The following is a 20,376-nucleotide window of genomic DNA, read 5'->3' as shown; positions in this document are numbered from 1 at the left end:
CTTAATCGTATTCCCAACAAGTCAACGCCCGTAAAGTATATCTGTTTTCCTTACGATTAAACTCATTAATGTACAATACTTCCACTTCAGTATAGTCTTCAATACTTCCGATTAATTCTTTCGGTACATACACATTGTCAACAAATCCGAAACCCTTTGTAGGATTTTTTTGCAGCGAGCCACTTGTTATTCCAACACCTTGTATACTAATTTCATCTGTTGGTATCGCCTCCAATACACTACCACCATCTGATGTTAAAGTCAGCATGACATAGCTACCAGGCTTCGGCTTCGCTTTTCCATTATAAATCTCAAAAGGAACACAAATTTTTCTATCTTTATTTACATACACATAGAAACATCTGTGAACATTATCGACACTCTCGATAACCCCTGCCATTTCTGTCATTTGCTCTGACAGATAATGCTCTTTTTGCTCAAACGCATTTTTCAGATATTTAATTGCCTGCCAGCCATAGGTGTTTTTCTGTTTATTGAGTTTCTTTATGCACAATACTGTTACATATTTTCCTGCATGTTCTTTCGGTATCAGTTTTTCAGATACATAAATATCTCCTACAAAACCAAAATCTTTTGACTGTTGAACACGCAGAATATCGCTCTCAATTTTTACATCAGATATAACTTTGGGTTCACTCTCTCGGGTAGAAAGCACTACTTTACTTGATAAGCTCATGGTTAATTCCATGTAATCACCTATCTCTGGTAACTTCTGGCCTTCAAATAGCGGCATCGGAACAGTAATTTTTGTATCTTTATTCAGATACACCCGAAAGGATTTACCGGATTGCTCTACTTTTGATACCAATCCAAAATTCTTGGTAACTCCTTCCAATAAATAACGCTCTTTATATTTCGAGTAATTCTCTAACTCACATTTGATTGCCTGCCAAGCATATTTAGCCTTTTTCTCATCGTACTTTTGAAATGCTAATACGGTAACAAAGTCATCAATCCACTCTTGAATCACTAAATGTGGCGGAATGAAAATATCTTCGACAAAACCATATGTGCTACCTTTCTGAACTCTTAGCTGCCCACTCCTGGCAGTAAGCCCATCAATATGCACTTCCTGCCCGATTTTAGCTGAAACTAAAAAACGATCTTCTTTACTGATCTTCAGTTCCAAATACTCACCCAACTCCGGGATACTTTGCCCCTGAAACATCTTCGCTGGGACTGCAATAGTCTCGTCCTTACGGACATAGGCAAATATTTTTGTTCCCTCCGCATTCTTCCCAACCACAATTGCTGACACAGTTTCCGTTTCGCCAATCAGATAACTTTCCGCATTAGCTGCCAGCGTTTTTAAAAAAGGCTTCAAGCCTGCAGTATCCACATTGCCGTCATACCAAGATTGCGAGCATAATTCTGTTACCTCTTTTTTGATATTCCAACCTTGTTGCTGGCAATGCTCAACCACTTCTTTAACACACATAGAAGCCTTATCGGCTAATCCTTGTTTAGCTAAAATTGAGGCTGCAGATTTAAGTGCGGGAAAAGCAAATGATTTTTCATGAGCACACAAAATTGATTTAGCCCAACATTCCATTGCCATTTGCGGATTTTCTGCCGCATACATATGAGCAAACAAATCCCATGCCCATGCATCCTGCCGTTTTTTCTTAACCACCGAACGCGCTAGGGTTTGAGCTTTCAGAGTTTGCCCTGCCACGAGCAAACATTCGGCCTCATCTTTATCCAACCACATTTTATGCTGTGTATCTTGGGCGTATTTGCGGACATAGGCCAGCAGAGCAAACAATTCCTCTGCCTTTATTTTCTCTCTGAAATCTGGGTTACTTTGCCACACATCTGCCAACATTCGCCCAAATTTCAATAATAAACTAGGCGATTCCCCCTTTTCAGTCCGATACGGTTGCATATCTTTCTCTTCAAACAAGCCGTCTGAATAACATACCAGCAACACCAATAAATCAGGAAAATGATTTAAATTACGCTGACTAATTCGTAGCAGCCAAACATACTGATTATCATCATTCCATACTGGGATATCCGCCCATCTTAACCAGCGGCACACCAAATTAAACTGTGCTGATTCCTGCGGAAAAGGCTGATATTCACACTTGGGATTTCTCTCTGTCCGCTGCTTAATATTATCCTGTATGCGCTTACACATCGCATAACCTGCCCAAAAGAATGCACTTTCCAGCCAGAAATCCCGCATTTCATTCTGCATCGCCTGTTGAGCCAAGTTCCAAGCTTCATCTATTTTGCCCCCTTTTCTCAATTCATTAACTTTTCTCGCACTATTCTGTTCCATCACAAAAATCCCCTATAAATTTATCCAATATCTTCTGGCTGTCTGCTTTCTTAACCTGCACACTACTGATTAAGCCCTTTTTTGAATCATTCGGTATATTCAATTCCAAACCAACTTTCTCATTCATGGTCTGCAATACAACATGAAGTTTGAAGTTGCTCTCATAGATACTATAAATCTGCCAGCCTTTTTCAACTGCTCTATCCTTAAATACTGAATACGCTTCTTGAATATTATTTTGAAACTCTGGCTGTGATGCTCTCAACAAATCTAAAAGTTGTAATACCAATTCATCATTTCCACGCACAACCTTGCTAGCCTCAACATTGACTTCAAACTTCCCATTGTAATTAAAATCCAACTCAATAATGCCGTCTGAATGACTGAAAACATAACGTTCTTTATATTGGTGCTGCGTAATATTGTCAATATGCCAACCGCTATCTGCCAATATGTCGTTAACCGCCAATAGTAAAGCCCATTGCTGCGGTGTATGTGGATGAAAACCGGTCGGAAACGGCATGTTTCTTTCAAAGTCAGTCGGTTGTCGGCTTTGCAGAAAATGAAATCTCTTCTGAGCTGTAAATGGTGCAACAACGGCTGATTTGATGTTCCACTCCGTTTTCGACCACTCATTCAGTTCATGATAATTCAGCAGCAGTAATGACTCTGCAGCAACCGTTGTGGTACTGTAAATAAAACGGAAATAACTGTCTGTTGCCGGTGTCTCCGTATCATGTGCAGCCGAAGCATCCAAAATAACTGTATGCAACGGCTCCCCTTGCATGGCACGGTGTACTGTCATTGCATATGCAAACTTCAATCGGGCAGCATTCATATAGCGGTTTTCCAATACGGCTTTTACTAACTGCTCGCGATAGTTTTTATTAACATCTTGGTATTCGTTATCCTTCTCTTTATACTCTTTAGAATCTTTTTCCAAACTGTCTCGCTCAGCTTTCAGACGGTCTGCTTCCTGCTCTAAATGACAAATCTCTGGATTATGTTGCTTCACATCCTGCTCTGCAAAAATACGCAAGGCAATTTTTTGGTCTGCTGTAAGCTCTGCGCCACTCAATGCCTCAGGCAGATACAAAATTTTATATTTCTGTTCGTTCTTATCACAAATATCCGCAACGCCAAACCGTACAACTGTCGGATAATCGCGCCCTTTTAACGATATGGATTGCTCAAAATAGCGGCCTGCATCCATAACCTTATAAAACCGATGGGGATATAAATCAACGTATTTCCCCTCAATAGCATTCCTTTTTTCACCGACTGATTTATTCAGCAATTCCACAATATCGCCACACACCAAAGCCATAGCTGATTCAGCCTGCAGATATTTTTTTCGGATTGCAAGATTTGTTTTGGCAGCCTGCTCGTTTTTCCCACACAAAATCGCTGCTTCTCTTGGAAAATGCAGTAATCTATCAATAATTTCATCTGTTTTTTCGCCTTTTTGTATTTGGCGGATAACTCCTTGCTGCGGACGTGGTAAACGTAGAAACCGCTCCGTTTTAATTTGTTCAATCAACGGTTTCTGAAAATCCAGCATTTCAGCATAGCTTCCCGCTTCTCTATCTTGCGCATTTAATTCAAATGCCTCACTACTGATTTTATTTTCAGCAAAAATCGAACCATATACAAGATTATTTCTCTTACCGCCACGCAACAACTGATATGGGTCGCCAATAATCAGCATCTTTGGAAAGTCTGAAAAATCAACTGTTTCTTCCTCATTTCGTTTATTTTCCAGAACATTTATCTCTTCCTCTGATGGGTTAACTTTGCGGACAGACAAAGCCCGTAGCAAATCTCGCACTAACCAACCCGAACCATAAACGGTAAAATCACTTTCATAATGTTCATCGGCAAACAGATGTCCGTCTAATATCACAATAAGCGGTTGCTTTTTGGGTGTGCCATCTATATTGGTTTGATGAAGAAAATCGTAAATTTCTTTATATTTAACCTGATAGGTTTCCTTCAAATTTTCTGTATCGATTTTTCGATTGCCATACAAAAACTGATAAATACTATCAACATTATTAATGCCATTATTTTCATAACGCTCTTTTGTACGCATATTACGAGCCAGACACCGCGTATCCGTGTTTTTCTGCTGCAAAGTTTGTAAAATTTTGATTGTGCCGGTATTATCCGCCCCCTTTAAGAAAAAGACTTTTGAAGCTTCGTCATCCAACCACATCCGTATATTTTTAAGTGCCTGACTCTGGGTGTTATTCAATACAACCGCAGCTTCTGACACGGCTTCGCTATCTCCATCAGCAAACCGCACTTCCGCTGCCCGTCCTTCTAAACGGTAAGCAGGAATCTCTAATTTTTTTATAATCAGATTTAAGTCTTGCTCGGTAAAGCGAGTATTTTTATTAGTAATCTCATCAATATTACGGATTGCATTACGATAATCCTGCACATGAAACCATGGTTTAATTTTTGGCGGTAAGGTTTGAATATCAAATTGAATGTTCTGCTGAAACAAACAAAGACAAACCACATGATTCTTAGGATTCATGGAAAACGTAATATCTTTCAAATACTCCAACATCTCCAGCCTGTTAGCTCGTAGCTGAAGATAAGGATTCACCTGTGCTCCCCCTTTAACCGGCACATCGTCAGCTTTCCAAACACCGTTTTCAGAAAAGTGTATCTCTCCACCATAATTTTTAAAATCAATCACAATTACAGCATTACACTTGAGAACAACTGCATCGATTTCCGTATTATTAGCGTAAACATTTCCTAAAAGATAAACCGGTTCAGTTTCTTTAGCATATCTCTGTTCCAACAATACATATAAATCATTGAAAGCTCTGTTTTCATGGGTATGTTCAAAAGGTTTAGTTCGGTAAGCATGGAAACTCATTTTTATTCCCCGTTTATTTATCGGCGTTTGTAAGACAAAATAGCCCGACAGTTATGCAACATCTATTTCAGACGGCATAACTTTCGAGCTATTGGTTATGAATAATCAGGTCGTCTGAAAATAGACGATAGAAATTTAATCTAACCCAACATTTTAGCATTTACTATATGAAATTTAAAAATATTGTATAAAGTTTGTTGAAAAGCTCGGCTTATCGCATGATTCAATTCAAATGAAATAAAATCATATCATATGTATTAAGAATAAATAGGGAAATTTTGCAATGAAAATATCATTGATGTTTGGTAGGTATGTTATCCCAAAAAGCAACATATCGTACTTAACCGTTTTCTTGCTCTCTAATCAAGTGTCGGATTCGGAGAATTCGACCTTCTTGTAACTGAAACTTCCCCAAACGGCAACGACCGGCTCAGCCACCTGAAGAAATCAGGTTTTCATACAAAACAACCACCCATTTCTTTCAGACGGCCTTTCCCCCAAAAAGGCCGTCTGAAAACAAAAAAACCGCAAGTCTTTCGACTTGCGGTTTTGCTTTACTGCACTATCCGACCTTACTCGGCAGCGTTTTCGCTTTCTGCTTCGGCAGCAGGCGCGGTTTCTTGCCATTGTTGATGGCGGCTGCGGTGGTAGGTCAAACCAGTACCGGCAGGAATCAAGCGACCGACGATGACGTTCTCTTTCAGACCACGCAACTCGTCTTGTTTGCCCATAATCGCAGCCTCGGTCAGAACGCGGGTTGTCTCTTGGAACGATGCAGCAGAAATGAAGCTGTCGGTGGACAGAGAGGCTTTGGTAATACCCAACAATACGTTTTCGTAACGTGCAGGCTCTTTACCTTCTTCCAACGCTTTTTCATTGGCAAGCATCACATCGCTACGCTCAACTTGTTCGCCGGTAATAAACTCTGTATCACCAGCATCCACAATGTTCACTCGACGCAACATTTGACGGATGATGACTTCGATGTGTTTATCGGAAATCTTCACACCTTGCAAGCGGTAAACCTCTTGTACCTCTTGAACAATGTAGCGGGCCAATGCTTCGATACCTTGCAGACGCAGAATGTCGTGTGGATCTACGGCACCGTCTACGATGGTTTCACCACGGTTTACCACTTGACCATCGTGTACCAAAATCTGTTTCTCTTTAGAAATCAGCGTTTCGTATGCTACACCGTCTACGTCGGTAATAATCAGACGCTGTTTACCTTTGGTTTCTTTACCGAAGGAAACGGTACCGGTAATTTCAGCCAACATACCTGCATCTTTCGGCACGCGTGCTTCAAACAACTCAGCAACGCGCGGCAAACCACCGGTAATATCGCGGGTTTTAGAAGACGCTTGTGGAATACGCGCCAACACATCACCCTTACCGACTTCCTGACCTTCACGGATGGTAATCACCGCACCGACCGGGAATGCCATAGAAACTGGGGTAGTCGTACCAGGAATGCAAATTTCCAGACCATTCTCATCCAACAGTTTGACAGTCGGACGCAACAGTTTAGAAGCACTAGAAGAACGACGTTTGCCGTCAATCACTACCAAAGTAGACAAACCGGTTACATCGTCAGTTTGTTTCGCAACGGTAACACCCTCTTCCACGTTTTCGAATTTCACCATACCTGCGTGTTCGGTGATCATCGGACGGGTATGCGGATCCCAAGTTGCCAAAGTTTGACCGGCTTTAATGGCTTCGCCGTCTTGTACCAGCAGGATTGCACCGTAAGGTACTTTGTGACGTTCACGTTCGCGACCGATATCGTCGTGAATCACTACTTCACAAGAGCGGCCAATGACAACCAATTCGCCTTTGTTGTTGGCAACGTAACGCATTTGGCTGCTGAAACGAGCTGTACCATTGGATTTGGCTTCCACTTGACTGGCAGCAGCCGCACGAGATGCCGCACCACCGATGTGGAACGTACGCATGGTCAGCTGAGTACCTGGCTCACCAATAGATTGTGCAGCAATTACACCTACAGCTTCACCAGCGTTAACCAGTTTACCGCGCGCCAAGTCGCGGCCATAACAGTGTGCACACAAGCCATGACGGGTTTTACAAGTAATTGGCGTACGGACTTTAACCTCGTCAACACCAGATTGGTCAATGATATCAACTAATTTCTCAGTCAGCAGTGTACCTGCCTCAACCAAAGTCTCGCCAGTTGAAGGATCAACAACATCTGATGCTGTAACACGGCCTAAAATACGATCGCGCAACGCTTCAATTACGTCACCGCCTTGTACTACTGCTTTCATGACAAAGCCGTCTGAAGTACCGCAATCGTCTTCAACAACGACCAAGTCTTGAGTTACGTCTACCAGACGACGGGTCAGGTAACCAGAGTTTGCCGTTTTCAACGCGGTATCCGCCAAACCTTTACGCGCACCGTGGGTCGCAATAAAGTATTGCAATACAGTCAAACCTTCGCGGAAGTTAGAGGTAATTGGCGTTTCGATAATAGAGCCGTCAGGTTTGGCCATCAAACCACGCATACCGGACAACTGTTTAATCTGAGCTGCAGAACCACGGGCACCAGAGTCGGCCATCATGTAAATAGAGTTGAAGGACTCTTGATCAACTTCGTTGCCGTCACGGTCGATAACTTTTTGTTTGGACAGATTGTCCATCATCGCTTTAGCGATCTTATCGCCGGCACGACCCCAAATATCGACCACTTTGTTGTAACGTTCGCCGTTGGTCACCAAACCTTGACGGTATTGGTCTTCGATTTCTTTAACTTCGGCATTAGCCTCAGCCAGCAAGGCTGCTTTTTCTTTCGGAATTTCCATATCGTCAACCGCAATGGAAATACCGCCTTTAGCCGCAAAACCGAAACCGGTATACATCAAGTGGTCGGCAAAAATAACTGTGTCACGCAAACCGCACAGACGGAATGATGCGTTAATCAGTTTAGAAATTTCTTTTTTCTTCAGCGCTTTGTTGATGTACTCGAACGGCAGGCCTTTAGGCAAGATTTCGCTCAACAATGCACGGCCGACAGTCGTTTCGTAACGGTTAACGACAGGCTCAAACTCACCTGCTTCGTTTTTTACCCATTCGCGCAGACGTACGGTAATTTTCGTACCCAGTTCAACCTGTTTGGTATGGTATGCACGATGCACTTCTTTCACATCGGCAAACAGGCTGCCTTCGCCTTTGGCATTGATACGGTCGCGGGTCATGTAGTACAGACCCAATACGATATCTTGAGAAGGTACGATGATTGGTTCGCCGTTGGCTGGAGACAATACGTTGTTTGAAGCCAGCATCAGCGTGCGTGCTTCCATTTGTGCTTCCAAGCTCAATGGAACGTGTACAGCCATTTGGTCACCGTCAAAGTCGGCGTTAAATGCGGCACACACCAATGGGTGCAACTGAATCGCTTTACCTTCGATCAGGATAGGTTCGAACGCTTGAATACCCAAACGGTGCAGGGTTGGCGCACGGTTCAGCATAATCGGATGTTCGCGGATCACTTCTTCCAAGATATCCCATACTTCAGGTACTTCTTGTTCTACCAATTTTTTCGCAGCTTTAACGGTAGACGCCAAACCTTGTTTTTCCAATTTGTGGAAAATGAATGGTTTGAACAGTTCCAACGCCATTTTTTTCGGCAGACCACATTGGTGCAGACGCAGGTATGGACCTACGGTAATCACGGAACGACCAGAGTAGTCCACACGTTTACCCAGCAGGTTTTGACGGAAGCGGCCGCCTTTACCTTTAATCATGTCAGCCAATGATTTCAGCGGACGTTTGTTGGCGCCGGTCATGGCTTTACCGCGACGGCCGTTATCCAACAGAGAGTCAACTGCTTCTTGCAACATACGTTTTTCGTTACGAACGATGATGTCAGGCGCATGCAGTTCCAACAGACGTTTCAGACGGTTGTTACGGTTAATAACGCGGCGGTACAAATCGTTCAAATCGGAAGTGGCAAAACGACCGCCATCCAATGGAACCAACGGACGCAAATCAGGCGGCAATACCGGCAGCACGTCCATAATCATCCATTCCAGTTTCATACCGGAACGGTGGAAAGCTTCCAATACTTTCAAACGTTTGGCAATTTTTTTAATTTTGGTGTCAGAACCGGTAGATTCCAGCTCTTGACGCAGGATTTCGATTTCGCCGGTAATATCCAAGGTGCGCAACAATTCACGGATACCTTCTGCACCCATTTTGGCATCGAAGTCGTCGCCGTATTCGTCCAGTTTGTTGTAGTAATCGTCTTCAGTCAGTAATTGACGACGTTGCAACGGAGTCATGCCGGGATCGGTTACCACAAATGCTTCAAAGTACAATACGCGTTCGATATCGCGCAAAGTCATGTCCAGTACCATACCCAAGCGGGAAGGCAGGGATTTCAAGAACCAAATATGGGCAACTGGTGCTGCCAATTCAATGTGGCCCATGCGTTCGCGGCGTACTTTAGACAGGGTCACTTCTACGCCACATTTTTCACAGGTTACGCCTTTAAATTTCAAGCGTTTGTATTTACCGCACAAACATTCATAGTCTTTGACCGGGCCAAAGATTTTGGCACAGAATAAACCGTCACGCTCAGGTTTGAACGTGCGGTAGTTGATGGTTTCAGGTTTTTTAACTTCGCCATAAGACCATGAGCGGATGGTTTCGGGAGAGGCAATACCGATTTTGATGGCATCAAACTCTTCTTCCATGCCGGCAGTTTGCAACGGATTAAATAAGTTCAACAAATTCATTTTTGCTCCTTGAAGGAAGTATTTTTACCGCATGGCGGATTTTCGATATTGGGAAACGGTACTTTTGATTTCAGATGGCCTAAATGCCGATTGCTTCATTCTTATTCTGAAACCGCTTTTTCAGACGACCTTAAAAGGCCGTCTGAAAACTTCTGTTTAGTAGCGTTCCAAATCGATATCCAAGCCCAGTGAGCGAATCTCTTTAACCAATACGTTGAAGGATTCAGGCATACCGGCATCGATTTTGTGTTCACCTTTGACGATATTTTCGTACATTTTGGTACGGCCGTTCACGTCGTCAGACTTCACAGTCAGCATCTCTTGCAGCGTGTATGCCGCGCCGTATGCTTCCAATGCCCAAACCTCCATCTCGCCGAAACGTTGGCCACCGAACTGAGCTTTACCGCCCAAAGGCTGCTGGGTAACCAAACTGTATGGACCGGTAGAACGGGCGTGCATTTTTTCGTCAACCAAGTGGTGCAGTTTCAGATAGTGCATCACACCGACTGTAACCTTGCGGTCAAATGCTTCGCCGGAACGGCCGTCATACAGCGTGATTTGAGTTTTACTGTCGTTGAAGCCCAGTTTCTCAACCTCAGGATCTTCACTTGGGTAAGCCAAGTTCAACATTTCGCGGATTTCAGACTCTTTCGCACCGTCGAATACAGGAGAGGCGAAAGACGCACCTTTGCGCAGGTTAGAAGCCAATTCGATGATTTCTTCATCTGTCAGGCTGTCTAAATCTTCTTTCTTACCGCTACCGTTGTAGAGTTTGTTCAAGAATTCACGCAGCTCGCTGGCTTTGCGTTGCTCTTTCAGCATACGATCGATGCGTTCACCGATACCTTTTGCCGCCCAACCCAAGTGAACTTCCAAAATCTGACCAATGTTCATACGGGAAGGTACGCCCAATGGGTTCAGTACAATGTCTACCGGACGGCCGTCAGCCATGTAAGGCATGTCTTCCACCGGCAGAATGCGTGATACCACACCTTTGTTACCGTGGCGACCCGCCATTTTGTCACCGGCTTGCAGACGGCGTTTGATGGCGATAAATACTTTCACCATTTTTTGTACGCCCGGTTGCAGCTCGTCGCCTTGGGTCAGTTTTTTCTTCTTGATCTCATACAACTCATCCGCTTCTTCGCGTTTTTGTTGCAGGCTCAATTTAATCAGTTCCAACTGTTTGGCCAAATCTTCGTCAGCCAAACGGATGTCAAACCAATCATGTTTGCTGGACAGGCTCGCCAAATATTCGGTAGTGATTTCACTGCCTTTAGCCAGCTTCATCGGACCACCATTGGCTTTTTGACCAACAATCATACGCTCGATACGGTCAAATGCGTCGTTATCAAAAATACGCAACTGGTCGCTCAAGTCTTGACGGTAACGTTTCAGCTCAGAATCAATAATGGATTGAGCACGTTTGTCGCGTTGAATACCTTCACGAGTAAAGACTTGAACATCGATAACGGTACCGCTCATGCCGGTAGGCATACGCAATGAAGTATCTTTTACGTCAGACGCTTTTTCACCGAAGATGGCACGCAGCAGTTTTTCTTCAGGAGTCAGTTGGGTTTCGCCTTTAGGTGTTACTTTACCTACCAAGACGTCACCAGCTTCTACTTCTGCACCAATATATACGATACCGGATTCATCCAAACGGTTTTGCATACGCTCAGACAAGTTCGGAATATCGCGGGTAATGTCTTCCGCACCCAGTTTAGTGTCACGTGCGACAACGTTCAGCTCTTCAATGTGAATCGAAGTATAACGATCGTCTGCAGCCACTTTTTCTGAAATCAGAATCGAGTCTTCGTAGTTGTAACCGTTCCATGGCATGAAGGCGATGGTCATGTTTTGACCCAAAGCCAACTCGCCCAAGTCGGTAGATGCACCGTCGGCCACCAAGTCACCACGTTGCAACACATCGCCTGCTTTTACGGCCGGACGTTGGTTGATGTTGGTAGATTGGTTAGAACGGGTGAATTTAACCAAGTTGTAAATATCGACACCCACTTCACCGGCAGTCGCTTCATCATCATGAACACGAACTACAACACGGTTGGCATCTACATACTCAACCACACCGCCGCGGCGGGCAACGATTGCAGTTGCAGAGTCAACGGCAACAGAGCGCTCAATACCGGTACCAACCATCGGTTTTTCAGGGCGCAGACACGGTACAGCCTGACGTTGCATGTTGGCACCCATCAATGCACGGTTCGCGTCATCATGTTCCAAGAATGGAATCAGAGATGCTGCAACGGATACCACTTGACCGGTTGCCACGTCCATATATTGAACGCGGTCAGGCGTCGCCATAATGGTTTCGCCTTTTTCACGACAAGTGACCAAGTCGCCAATCAAATTACCGTCTTTGTCCAAATCGGCATTCGCCTGTGCAATCACATAACGGCCTTCTTCGATAGCAGACAAGTAGTCGATTTCTTCAGTTACTTTGCCATCGACAACACGGCGGTAAGGAGTTTCCAAGAAACCATAATCATTGGTACGCGCATAAACGGATAATGAGTTGATCAAACCAATGTTTGGACCCTCAGGTGTTTCAATAGGACATACACGGCCATAGTGGGTCGGATGTACGTCTCGCACCTCAAAGCCTGCACGTTCGCGAGTCAAACCGCCCGGGCCCAATGCAGATACACGGCGTTTATGGGTTACTTCAGACAATGGGTTGGTCTGATCCATAAATTGGCTCAATTGGCTGGAACCGAAGAATTCTTTAATCGCGGCAGAAACAGGTTTCGCATTGATCAAGTCATGCGGCATCAAGTTCTCAGATTCTGCTTGGTTCAAACGCTCTTTAACTGCACGTTCTACACGAGCCAAACCGCTGCGGAATTGGTTTTCAGTCAACTCACCCACAGAACGAACACGACGATTACCCAAGTGGTCAATATCGTCTACTTCACCATGACCGTTACGCAGTTCAACTAATGTAGCAATGGAAGCAACAATGTCTTCAACGCTCAGAACGTAACCACCTTTTTCGGCAGCACCGGCCAAAGTTTCGTTCAGCAAACGGCCATACCAAGAGTTTTGTTGTGCTTCAGACAGTTTTTGCTCGTATGTGCGCGTATTGAATTTCATACGGCCTACGCGAGACAAATCATAGCTGTCTTCACTGAAGAACAAGCGGTTGAAGAGCTGCTCAACAGCTTCTTCGGTAGGCGGTTCGCCAGGACGCATCATGCGGTAAATCGCTACGCGTGCAGCTTGCTGATCAGCAGTTTCGTCTGTACGCAGAGTGCTGGAGATGTAACCGCCTTGATCCAATTCGTTGATATAAAGGGTCGTAATTTCTTTTACACCATGGATATCAAGTTTGGCCAACAGCTCTTCTGTAATTTCATCGTTAGCAGAAGCCAATACTTCGCCGGTTTCCGGATCAATCAGATCCGCAGCCAATGCTTTGCCAATCAGACTTTCTGGCTCTACATCCAAACGAGTCAAGCCTGCATTGGTAATATCACGGATATTTTTCGCAGTAATACGTTTACCTTTGGCAACCAGTACATTGCCTTCTTTATCCAAGATATCAACTTTGGCAGTTTCACCTTTCAGACGGCCTGCAACCAGATCAGTTTGAACACCGTTTGAAGACAAATAGAAAGTTTCTTTGTCGTAGAAAATATCCAAGATTTGTTCATTGTTGTAGCCCAAAGCTTTCAACAAAATCGTAACCGGCATTTTACGGCGACGGTCGATACGGAAATACAGCAAATCTTTTGGATCAAATTCGAAATCCAACCATGAACCACGGTAAGGAATAATACGAGCAGAGAACAACAGCTTACCGGAAGAATGTGTTTTACCACGGTCATGCTCAAAGAACACGCCAGGAGAACGGTGCAGCTGGGAAACAATCACACGCTCAGTACCATTGATGACAAAAGAGCCGCTTGGCGTCATCAATGGGATTTCACCCATATACACTTCGTTTTCACGAACTTCTTTTACAGTCGGCTTAGATGCTTCTTTATCCAAAATCACCAAACGGATACGGGCACGCAATGGAGCCGCGTAAGTAATGCCGCGCAATTGACATTCAGGAATATCGAATAAAGGCTCGCCCAATGTGTAATGCACAAATTCCAATCGCGCATAACCGTTATGGCTCACAATCGGGAAAATAGAATTAAATGCTGCTTGCAGACCATCATCAGTGCGTTGGTCAAAAGCATTTTCCAGCTGCAAAAATTTCGCATAAGAATCAATTTGGGTTGCCAGCAGGAAAGGAACATCTAAGACATTCTCTCGCTTTGCAAAACTCTTACGGATACGTTTTTTCTCGGTAAACGAATAGCTCATATACACTCCGAAAAGCAATTTTAAATAATAGGCCGTCTGAAACAACGGCATGCATTAACCTGATATTTACATTTATTTGCAATGATTTTATAAAGACTATGCAAATAAATGTAAACAATACCTGATGCTTATTTTAAGAAGCAAAATAAGGCTGGCAGAAAACTGCCAGCCTTCATAGGAAGCATCAAATTATTTGATTTCGACTTTAGCGCCGGCTTCTTCCAGTTGTTTTTGGATGTCTTCAGCTTCAGCTTTAGAAACACCTTCTTTCAGAGTTTTAGGTGCACCGTCAACGATGTCTTTAGCTTCTTTCAGACCCAGGCCAGTGATAGCGCGGACAACTTTAATCACGCCAACTTTTTGATCACCGGCAGAAGCCAATACTACGTCAAATTCAGTTTTTTCTTCAGCAGCAGCTGCACCAGCACCTGCAGGACCTGCAACTGCAACGGCAGCAGCAGAAACGCCAAATTTCTCTTCAAAAGCTTTAACCAGGTCGTTCAATTCCATTACGGTCAAAGAACCAACGGCTTCCAAAATGTCTTCTTTAGTAATAGCCATGCTATTTTACTCCAAATATTGTATTAAAAAATAATTGATTAAATGAAACAAAATTGATTAAGCGGCTTCTTCGCCAGCTTTTTTCTCTGCCAAAGCAGCCAAACCACGTGCAAAGCCTGATACAGGAGCTTGCATAACGAACAACAGTTTGGACAACAGTTCTTCGCGGCTTGGAATAGAAGCCAACTCAGCAACCTGAGCAGGGTTCATCACTTCGCCATTGTAAGAACCAGCTTTAACGATAATTTTGTCATCTTTTTTCGCGAATTGGTGCAGCACTTTAGCAGCAGCAACAGCATCTTCAGAAGCAGCGTAAACCAATGGACCAACCATTTGATCGGCCAAACCTGCGAATGAAGTACCCTCTACTGCGCGACGAGCCAGAGTATTTTTCAGAACGCGCAAGTAAACGCCTTCTTTACGTGCATTTGCACGAAGCTCAGTCATGCTGGAAACACTGATACCGCGATATTCAGCGACTACGAGAGTTTGAGCGTTAGCAATTGCTGCGCTAATTTCCTCTACGGCCACTTTCTTGGTTTCAATATTGAGACTCAAGGTCTACCTCCCACTGTTTATAAACAGGATACCGAAATGATATCCCACCAGCGCGGTAACCTAAAAAGACATCTTACAAGCAATCTTGCAATGTGTTTCAGGACTACCGTCTGCGTAGGGCAGTTACGATTAAATCTTACGATCCCTACGGTCTTGGACATCTACTTAATTTTAAGTAGCCCAAATTCAGGCAATCCAGAAAACTGGATCACCTGAAAATTTCTTAGTTGTTCACGCTTGCAGTATCAACGCGAACACCCAAACCCATAGTGCTGGATACAGCAACTTTTTTCAGGTACTGGCCTTTAGCAGCAGCAGGTTTGGCTTTAACGATAGCATCCAGCAACGCATTGAAGTTTTCTTTCAAGTCAGCTTCAGCGAAAGAAGCACGACCGATAGTTGCATGAACGATACCTGCTTTATCTGTACGGTATTGTACTTGACCTGCTTTTGCATTTTTAACTGCTTCAGCAACGTTAGGAGTAACAGTACCTACTTTAGGGTTTGGCATCAGACCACGAGGACCCAAGATGGTACCCAATTGACCAACGATACGCATTGCATCAGGAGAAGCAATAACAACGTCAAAGTTCAAGTTACCAGCTTTAATTTCAGCAGCCAGATCTTCAAAGCCGACAATATCTGCGCCAGCTTCTTTAGCAGCATCTGCATTTGCACCTTGAGTAAACACAGCTACGCGAGTTGTTTTACCGGTACCTTTAGGCAGAACGACTGAACCACGAATAACTTGGTCAGATTTACGAGGATCAACACCCAGGTTGAAAGATACGTCAACAGACTCGTCAAATTTAGCAGTAGCAGCTTTTTTAACCAAAGCAATTGCTTCGTCGATTGCGTACAGTTTGTTAGCTTCAACAGAAGAGCGCAGAGCTTTCAAGCGTTTAGATACTTTAGCCATTATACAACACCCTCCACGTCCAAGCCCATTGAGCGAGCAGAGCCGGCAATAGTGCGAACAGCCGCATCCAAGTCAGCAGCAGTCAAATCAGGCTCTTTAGTTTTAGCAATTTCTTCCAACTGGGCGCGGGTCAATTTACCCACTTTATTAGTCAGAGGATTAGAACTACCTTTTTGCAGACCAGCAGCTTTTTTCAACAAGATAGAAGCTGGAGGGGTTTTCATCACAAAAGTGAATGATTTATCCGCAAATGCAGTAATAACGACTGGAATTGGCAAACCAGGTTCCATACCTTGGGTTGCAGCATTAAATGCTTTACAGAATTCCATGATATTCAAACCACGTTGACCCAAAGCAGGACCAACTGGGGGAGATGGATTGGCTTTACCTGCAGGAATTTGCAGTTTGATGTAGCCGATAATTTTCTTTGCCACTTAAGAACTCCTAAAAACGGGTATAACGCGGAACCATTCCGCTTCCCAAACAGAATTTGCGATTATATCCGCTTAAAAAAAAATTTTCAAGCGAATTAAACCACTTAAATCTTTTCAACCTGACCGAACTCTAATTCAACCGGTGTTTCACGACCAAAAATCTGAACTGAAACACGCAGTCTATTACGTTCGTAGTTAACTTCATCAACAATACCGTTAAAATCAGCAAATGGGCCTTCGTTTACTCGAACTTGCTGACCAACTTCAAACTCAACTTTTGGTTTTGGCTTCTCAACACCTGTTTTAGCTTGTTGCAAAATAGCATCTGCATCTTTTTGAGAAATTGGGATCGGGCGATTTCCACTACCGCCTACAAAACCATTTACTCGAGGGGTACTCTTAACCAAGTGCCATGAATCATCAGTCATTTCCATTTCAACCAATACATAGCCTGGATAGAATTTACGCTCACTGATGGTTTTTCGGCCATTCTTGATATCTACTACTTCCTCCACAGGAACGAGAATCTGGCCGAAATATTCTTCCATGTTTTCACGAGCAATACGCTCTTTCAATGTTTTTTGAACATTTTTCTCGAAACCGGAATAGGCCTGTACCACATACCAACGCTTTGACATCTTTACCCTTTCCTATTTAATAAAACATCAAAAAACAACCATGAAATAATTGTATCTGCCGTATAAATGAAGGCTGCTAAAACTGCAACGAAGATAATCACGAATACAGTCATTTTGACCGCTTCATCACGACTCGGCCAAACTACCTTCTTAAACTCAGTCCAAGAGCTCTTAAAATATGCAAACAGACCTTCTTTCTTTTCAGGAGCTGGCTTATTACTTACCACAACTTCCTTTTTCTGATGGTCTTCTTTGCGTCCAGACGGATGTTCTGTCATCTTTACTCACTTATCAATACCCCACCCGCCTTTATTTTAGATAGTGGCATTGATCCATTAATTAATTCCAAATAATCTTAAAACTTAAGTACAAAAAAATTAACCGGCACAAGGCCGGTTAATTTTTTATTTGGCAGGCCAAGAGGGTCTCGAACCCCCAACCCTCGGTTTTGGAGACCGATACTCTACCAATTGAGCTATTGGCCTGTAAACTTAAGCGATTACAGAAGAAACCACACCCGCACCTACGGTACGACCACCTTCGCGAATCGCAAAGCGCAGACCTTCTTCCATAGCGATAGGCGCAATCAGTTCTACAGTAATGGTTACGTTCTCACCTGGCATTACCATTTCTACACCTTCTTCCAAAGTAACTGCACCAGTTACGTCAGTAGTACGGAAGTAGAATTGTGGACGGTAGTTAGCGAAGAATGGAGTGTGACGACCACCCTCTTCTTTGCTCAGTACGTATACTTCTGCTTTGAATTTGGTGTGAGGAGTGATAGTACCTGGTTTAGCCAATACTTGACCACGCTCTACATCTTCACGTTTAGTACCACGCAGCAATACGCCTACGTTGTCACCTGCTTGACCTTCGTCCAGCAGTTTGCGGAACATTTCAACACCGGTACAAGTGGTTTTTTGAGTTTCTTTCAGACCTACGATTTCGATCTCGTCACCAACGTGGATGATACCGCGCTCTACACGACCGGTTACTACTGTACCACGACCGGAGATAGAGAATACGTCTTCGATAGGCAACAAGAAAGGTTTGTCCACAGCACGCTCAGGTGTTGGGATGTAGCTGTCCAGAGCAGCAGCCAATTCGAAGATTTTTTCTTCGTAACCAGCGTCACCTTCCAAGGCTTTCAGTGCAGAACCTTGTACGATTGGGCAGTCATCACCTGGGAAGTCGTAGCTTGACAACAAGTCACGGATTTCCATTTCAACCAGTTCCAACAACTCGGCATCGTCAACCATGTCGCATTTGTTCATGAATACGATGATGTAAGGTACACCTACTTGGCGGGCCAACAGGATGTGTTCGCGAGTTTGTGGCATAGGACCGTCAGCTGCGGAACATACCAAGATCGCGCCGTCCATTTGGGCAGCACCGGTAATCATGTTTTTAACGTAGTCGGCGTGGCCTGGGCAGTCTACGTGTGCGTAGTGACGGGTTTCAGTTTCGTATTCTACGTGTGAGGTATTAATGGTAATACCGCGGGCTTTTTCTTCAGGAGCGTTGTCGATTTGGTCGTAAGCTTTTGCAGCACCACCAAATTTTTTAGCCAAAATAGTAGTCAAAGCAGCAGTCAGAGTGGTTTTACCATGGTCAACGTGACCGATGGTGCCAACGTTTACGTGCGGTTTGCTACGTTCAAATTTTTCCTTAGCCATGGCAATATCCTATAATCTAAGCTTTTGAAAGAAAGGGTAATAATGAGATGGTGCCCATGGGCAGATTTGAACTGCCGACCTCTCCCTTACCAAGGGAGTGCTCTACCCCTGAGCTACATGGGCGAAATTGTTTGGAGCGGGTGAAGGGAATCGAACCCTCACCGTAAGCTTGGAAGGCTTCTGCTCTACCATTGAGCTACACCCGCATACTCACTATTTGCTCCAAGTAAGAATTTTTGGTGGAGGGAGAAGGATTCGAACCTTCGAAGCTCACGCAACAGATTTACAGTCTGCCCCCTTTGACCGCTCGGGAATCCCTCCAAAAGAGAACGCTAGTTTATTGGCAACTTAGATTTCCGTCAAGATTTTTTTTTATTTATTTCTTCAAAAACATCCAAGCTTTTGCTTTTAAACACTATTTATTTAAACTGAATGATTTTTTCGTACTTAGCCATCAGCTCTTCGTGCGTTTCAGGATGCTCTTCATCAATCAAGATACAGTCGACAGGACATACCTGTTGGCACTGAGGCTCATCGTAATGGCCTACACATTGCGTACACAAATTTGGATTGATTTCGTAAATTTCTTCACCTTGCGAAATGGCATCATTAGGGCATTCCGGCTCGCACACATCGCAGTTAATGCACTCATCTGTAATAAAGAGCGACATTTCTATTTCCTTTTTTCTTAAATTATCAAAACCGATTGGGCGCGGATTATAGCACAAATGACGTCGGAACAATCCGTTTGAAAGAATGTTTTACACCTTGGGAATGATTCTCAAATTCTATACTATTCAGCAACTTGCGAATAGAGCAACAATTCAAACCTGCTCATTCCCGCCTTTCCTTCCCGATAAATTTCCAGCCAATCCGGTTTTTCAGGCAGCTTCCCTGCTTCAATATAGACCATTGCCCCATTTTTCAAGTGGCTTTGCAATCGGATAAACAGATTTTGCCAATCTTCCCATGCAAACGGCGGATCAAGGAACACAACATCAAATTTTTCAGACAGCCTTGCCAGATAAGCCATGCCGTCTGAACATTCGATTTTCGCCTGTTTCAAACCTAATTCACGGATATTTTTCTGAAGTGTTTGAACAGTTTGGCGGTGGTTATCGACCATTACCACTTTTGCCGCATGACGAGAAGCAGCCTCCATTCCCAAAGCACCGCTGCCGCTGAATAAATCCAATACTGTTTTTCCAGTTAAATCCTGACCCAGCCAGTTAAACAGTTTTTCACGCACGCTGTCAGGCGTCGGGCGCAGACCATCTGCAGATAAAAATGTTAACTTTCGTCCCCT

13 protein-coding genes and 4 tRNA genes are annotated in these 20,376 nt (G+C 43.9%); all 17 read right to left on the bottom strand.

Translation table 11 applies throughout. The annotated features are described in order from the left end of the window. Position 1: 1 nt before the first annotated feature. A complete protein-coding gene (locus tag ACTHS3_RS01510; RefSeq protein ID WP_070624748.1) occupies positions 2–2,305 on the bottom strand; it encodes a DUF7017 domain-containing protein in 2,304 nt (767 codons plus the stop codon). Further along, complete coding sequence (locus ACTHS3_RS01505; RefSeq protein ID WP_070624750.1) at positions 2,292–5,198, bottom strand: nuclease-related domain-containing protein; 2,907 nt, start codon at positions 5,196–5,198, stop codon at positions 2,292–2,294. Before ACTHS3_RS01505 ends, ACTHS3_RS01510 begins: the two co-directional genes overlap by 14 nt. Before the next feature lie 572 nt (positions 5,199–5,770). Continuing rightward, the gene (rpoC, locus tag ACTHS3_RS01500) at positions 5,771–9,949 is read right to left on the bottom strand and encodes a DNA-directed RNA polymerase subunit beta' (protein ID WP_070624752.1); all 4,179 of its coding nucleotides are present in this window, start codon (positions 9,947–9,949) and stop codon (positions 5,771–5,773) included. A 156-nt stretch (positions 9,950–10,105) separates the two neighbouring features. Next, positions 10,106–14,284 (bottom strand): DNA-directed RNA polymerase subunit beta, encoded by a 4,179-nt coding sequence (gene rpoB / locus ACTHS3_RS01495; RefSeq protein ID WP_070624754.1) that lies wholly within the window; start codon positions 14,282–14,284, stop codon positions 10,106–10,108. Between the two features lie 189 nt (positions 14,285–14,473). Then, positions 14,474–14,845 carry a 50S ribosomal protein L7/L12 gene (gene rplL / locus ACTHS3_RS01490; RefSeq protein WP_003677916.1) on the bottom strand — a complete coding sequence of 124 codons (372 nt, stop codon included), beginning with the start codon at positions 14,843–14,845 and terminating at the stop codon, positions 14,474–14,476. Between the two features lie 57 nt (positions 14,846–14,902). Further along, positions 14,903–15,403, bottom strand: a complete 501-nt coding sequence (rplJ, locus tag ACTHS3_RS01485; RefSeq protein ID WP_003680699.1) for a 50S ribosomal protein L10 — start codon at positions 15,401–15,403, stop codon at positions 14,903–14,905. Between the two features lie 223 nt (positions 15,404–15,626). After that, the gene (gene rplA, locus ACTHS3_RS01480; protein ID WP_003677918.1) at positions 15,627–16,322 is read right to left on the bottom strand and encodes a 50S ribosomal protein L1; all 696 of its coding nucleotides are present in this window, start codon (positions 16,320–16,322) and stop codon (positions 15,627–15,629) included. Then, complete coding sequence (rplK, locus tag ACTHS3_RS01475; protein ID WP_002220151.1) at positions 16,322–16,756, bottom strand: 50S ribosomal protein L11; 435 nt, start codon at positions 16,754–16,756, stop codon at positions 16,322–16,324. Before rplK ends, rplA begins: the two co-directional genes overlap by 1 nt. 104 nt (positions 16,757–16,860) lie before the next feature. Then, positions 16,861–17,394 carry a transcription termination/antitermination protein NusG gene (nusG, locus tag ACTHS3_RS01470; protein ID WP_003680697.1) on the bottom strand — a complete coding sequence of 178 codons (534 nt, stop codon included), beginning with the start codon at positions 17,392–17,394 and terminating at the stop codon, positions 16,861–16,863. 2 nt (positions 17,395–17,396) lie between these two features. Further along, positions 17,397–17,672 carry a preprotein translocase subunit SecE gene (gene secE, locus ACTHS3_RS01465; RefSeq protein ID WP_004521090.1) on the bottom strand — a complete coding sequence of 92 codons (276 nt, stop codon included), beginning with the start codon at positions 17,670–17,672 and terminating at the stop codon, positions 17,397–17,399. Positions 17,673–17,803: 131 nt separating this feature from the next. Beyond that, a tRNA-Trp gene (locus ACTHS3_RS01460) sits at positions 17,804–17,879 on the bottom strand. 6 nt (positions 17,880–17,885) lie between these two features. Continuing rightward, positions 17,886–19,070, bottom strand: a complete 1,185-nt coding sequence (gene tuf / locus ACTHS3_RS01455) for an elongation factor Tu (protein ID WP_004520187.1) — start codon at positions 19,068–19,070, stop codon at positions 17,886–17,888. 48 nt (positions 19,071–19,118) lie between these two features. Then, positions 19,119–19,193 (bottom strand) — tRNA-Thr (locus tag ACTHS3_RS01450). Between the two features lie 9 nt (positions 19,194–19,202). Further along, positions 19,203–19,276, bottom strand: a tRNA-Gly gene (locus tag ACTHS3_RS01445). 31 nt (positions 19,277–19,307) lie between these two features. Beyond that, positions 19,308–19,391: transfer RNA gene (locus ACTHS3_RS01440), tRNA-Tyr, on the bottom strand. A gap of 98 nt (positions 19,392–19,489) precedes the next feature. Next, a complete protein-coding gene (locus ACTHS3_RS01435) occupies positions 19,490–19,741 on the bottom strand; it encodes a YfhL family 4Fe-4S dicluster ferredoxin (protein WP_003679513.1) in 252 nt (83 codons plus the stop codon). A 122-nt stretch (positions 19,742–19,863) separates the two neighbouring features. Continuing rightward, positions 19,864–20,376 (bottom strand): 16S rRNA (guanine(966)-N(2))-methyltransferase RsmD (gene rsmD / locus ACTHS3_RS01430; RefSeq protein WP_440366952.1); only part of this gene is annotated, 513 nt, incomplete at its 5' end.

It is taken from the genome of Neisseria sp. P0009.S007 (genome assembly GCF_051962515.1).
Note: the sequence above shows the minus strand (reverse complement) of the source record. Positions and strands in the feature narration are given on the sequence as shown.

Excerpts from the sequence above, each read along its gene's own strand:
- rpoB (WP_070624754.1), bottom strand. The coding sequence starts at position 14,284 with ATGAGCTATTCGTTTACCGAGAAAAAACGTATCCGTAAGAGTTTTGCA.
- rpoC (WP_070624752.1), bottom strand. The coding sequence starts at position 9,949 with ATGAATTTGTTGAACTTATTTAATCCGTTGCAAACTGCCGGCATGGAA.
- ACTHS3_RS01505 (WP_070624750.1), bottom strand. The coding sequence starts at position 5,198 with ATGAGTTTCCATGCTTACCGAACTAAACCTTTTGAACATACCCATGAA.
- rplL (WP_003677916.1), bottom strand. The coding sequence starts at position 14,845 with ATGGCTATTACTAAAGAAGACATTTTGGAAGCCGTTGGTTCTTTGACC.
- rplA (WP_003677918.1), bottom strand. The coding sequence starts at position 16,322 with ATGGCTAAAGTATCTAAACGCTTGAAAGCTCTGCGCTCTTCTGTTGAA.
- ACTHS3_RS01435 (WP_003679513.1), bottom strand. The coding sequence starts at position 19,741 with ATGTCGCTCTTTATTACAGATGAGTGCATTAACTGCGATGTGTGCGAG.
- secE (WP_004521090.1), bottom strand. The coding sequence starts at position 17,672 with ATGACAGAACATCCGTCTGGACGCAAAGAAGACCATCAGAAAAAGGAA.
- tuf (WP_004520187.1), bottom strand. The coding sequence starts at position 19,070 with ATGGCTAAGGAAAAATTTGAACGTAGCAAACCGCACGTAAACGTTGGC.
- nusG (WP_003680697.1), bottom strand. The coding sequence starts at position 17,394 with ATGTCAAAGCGTTGGTATGTGGTACAGGCCTATTCCGGTTTCGAGAAA.
- ACTHS3_RS01510 (WP_070624748.1), bottom strand. The coding sequence starts at position 2,305 with ATGGAACAGAATAGTGCGAGAAAAGTTAATGAATTGAGAAAAGGGGGC.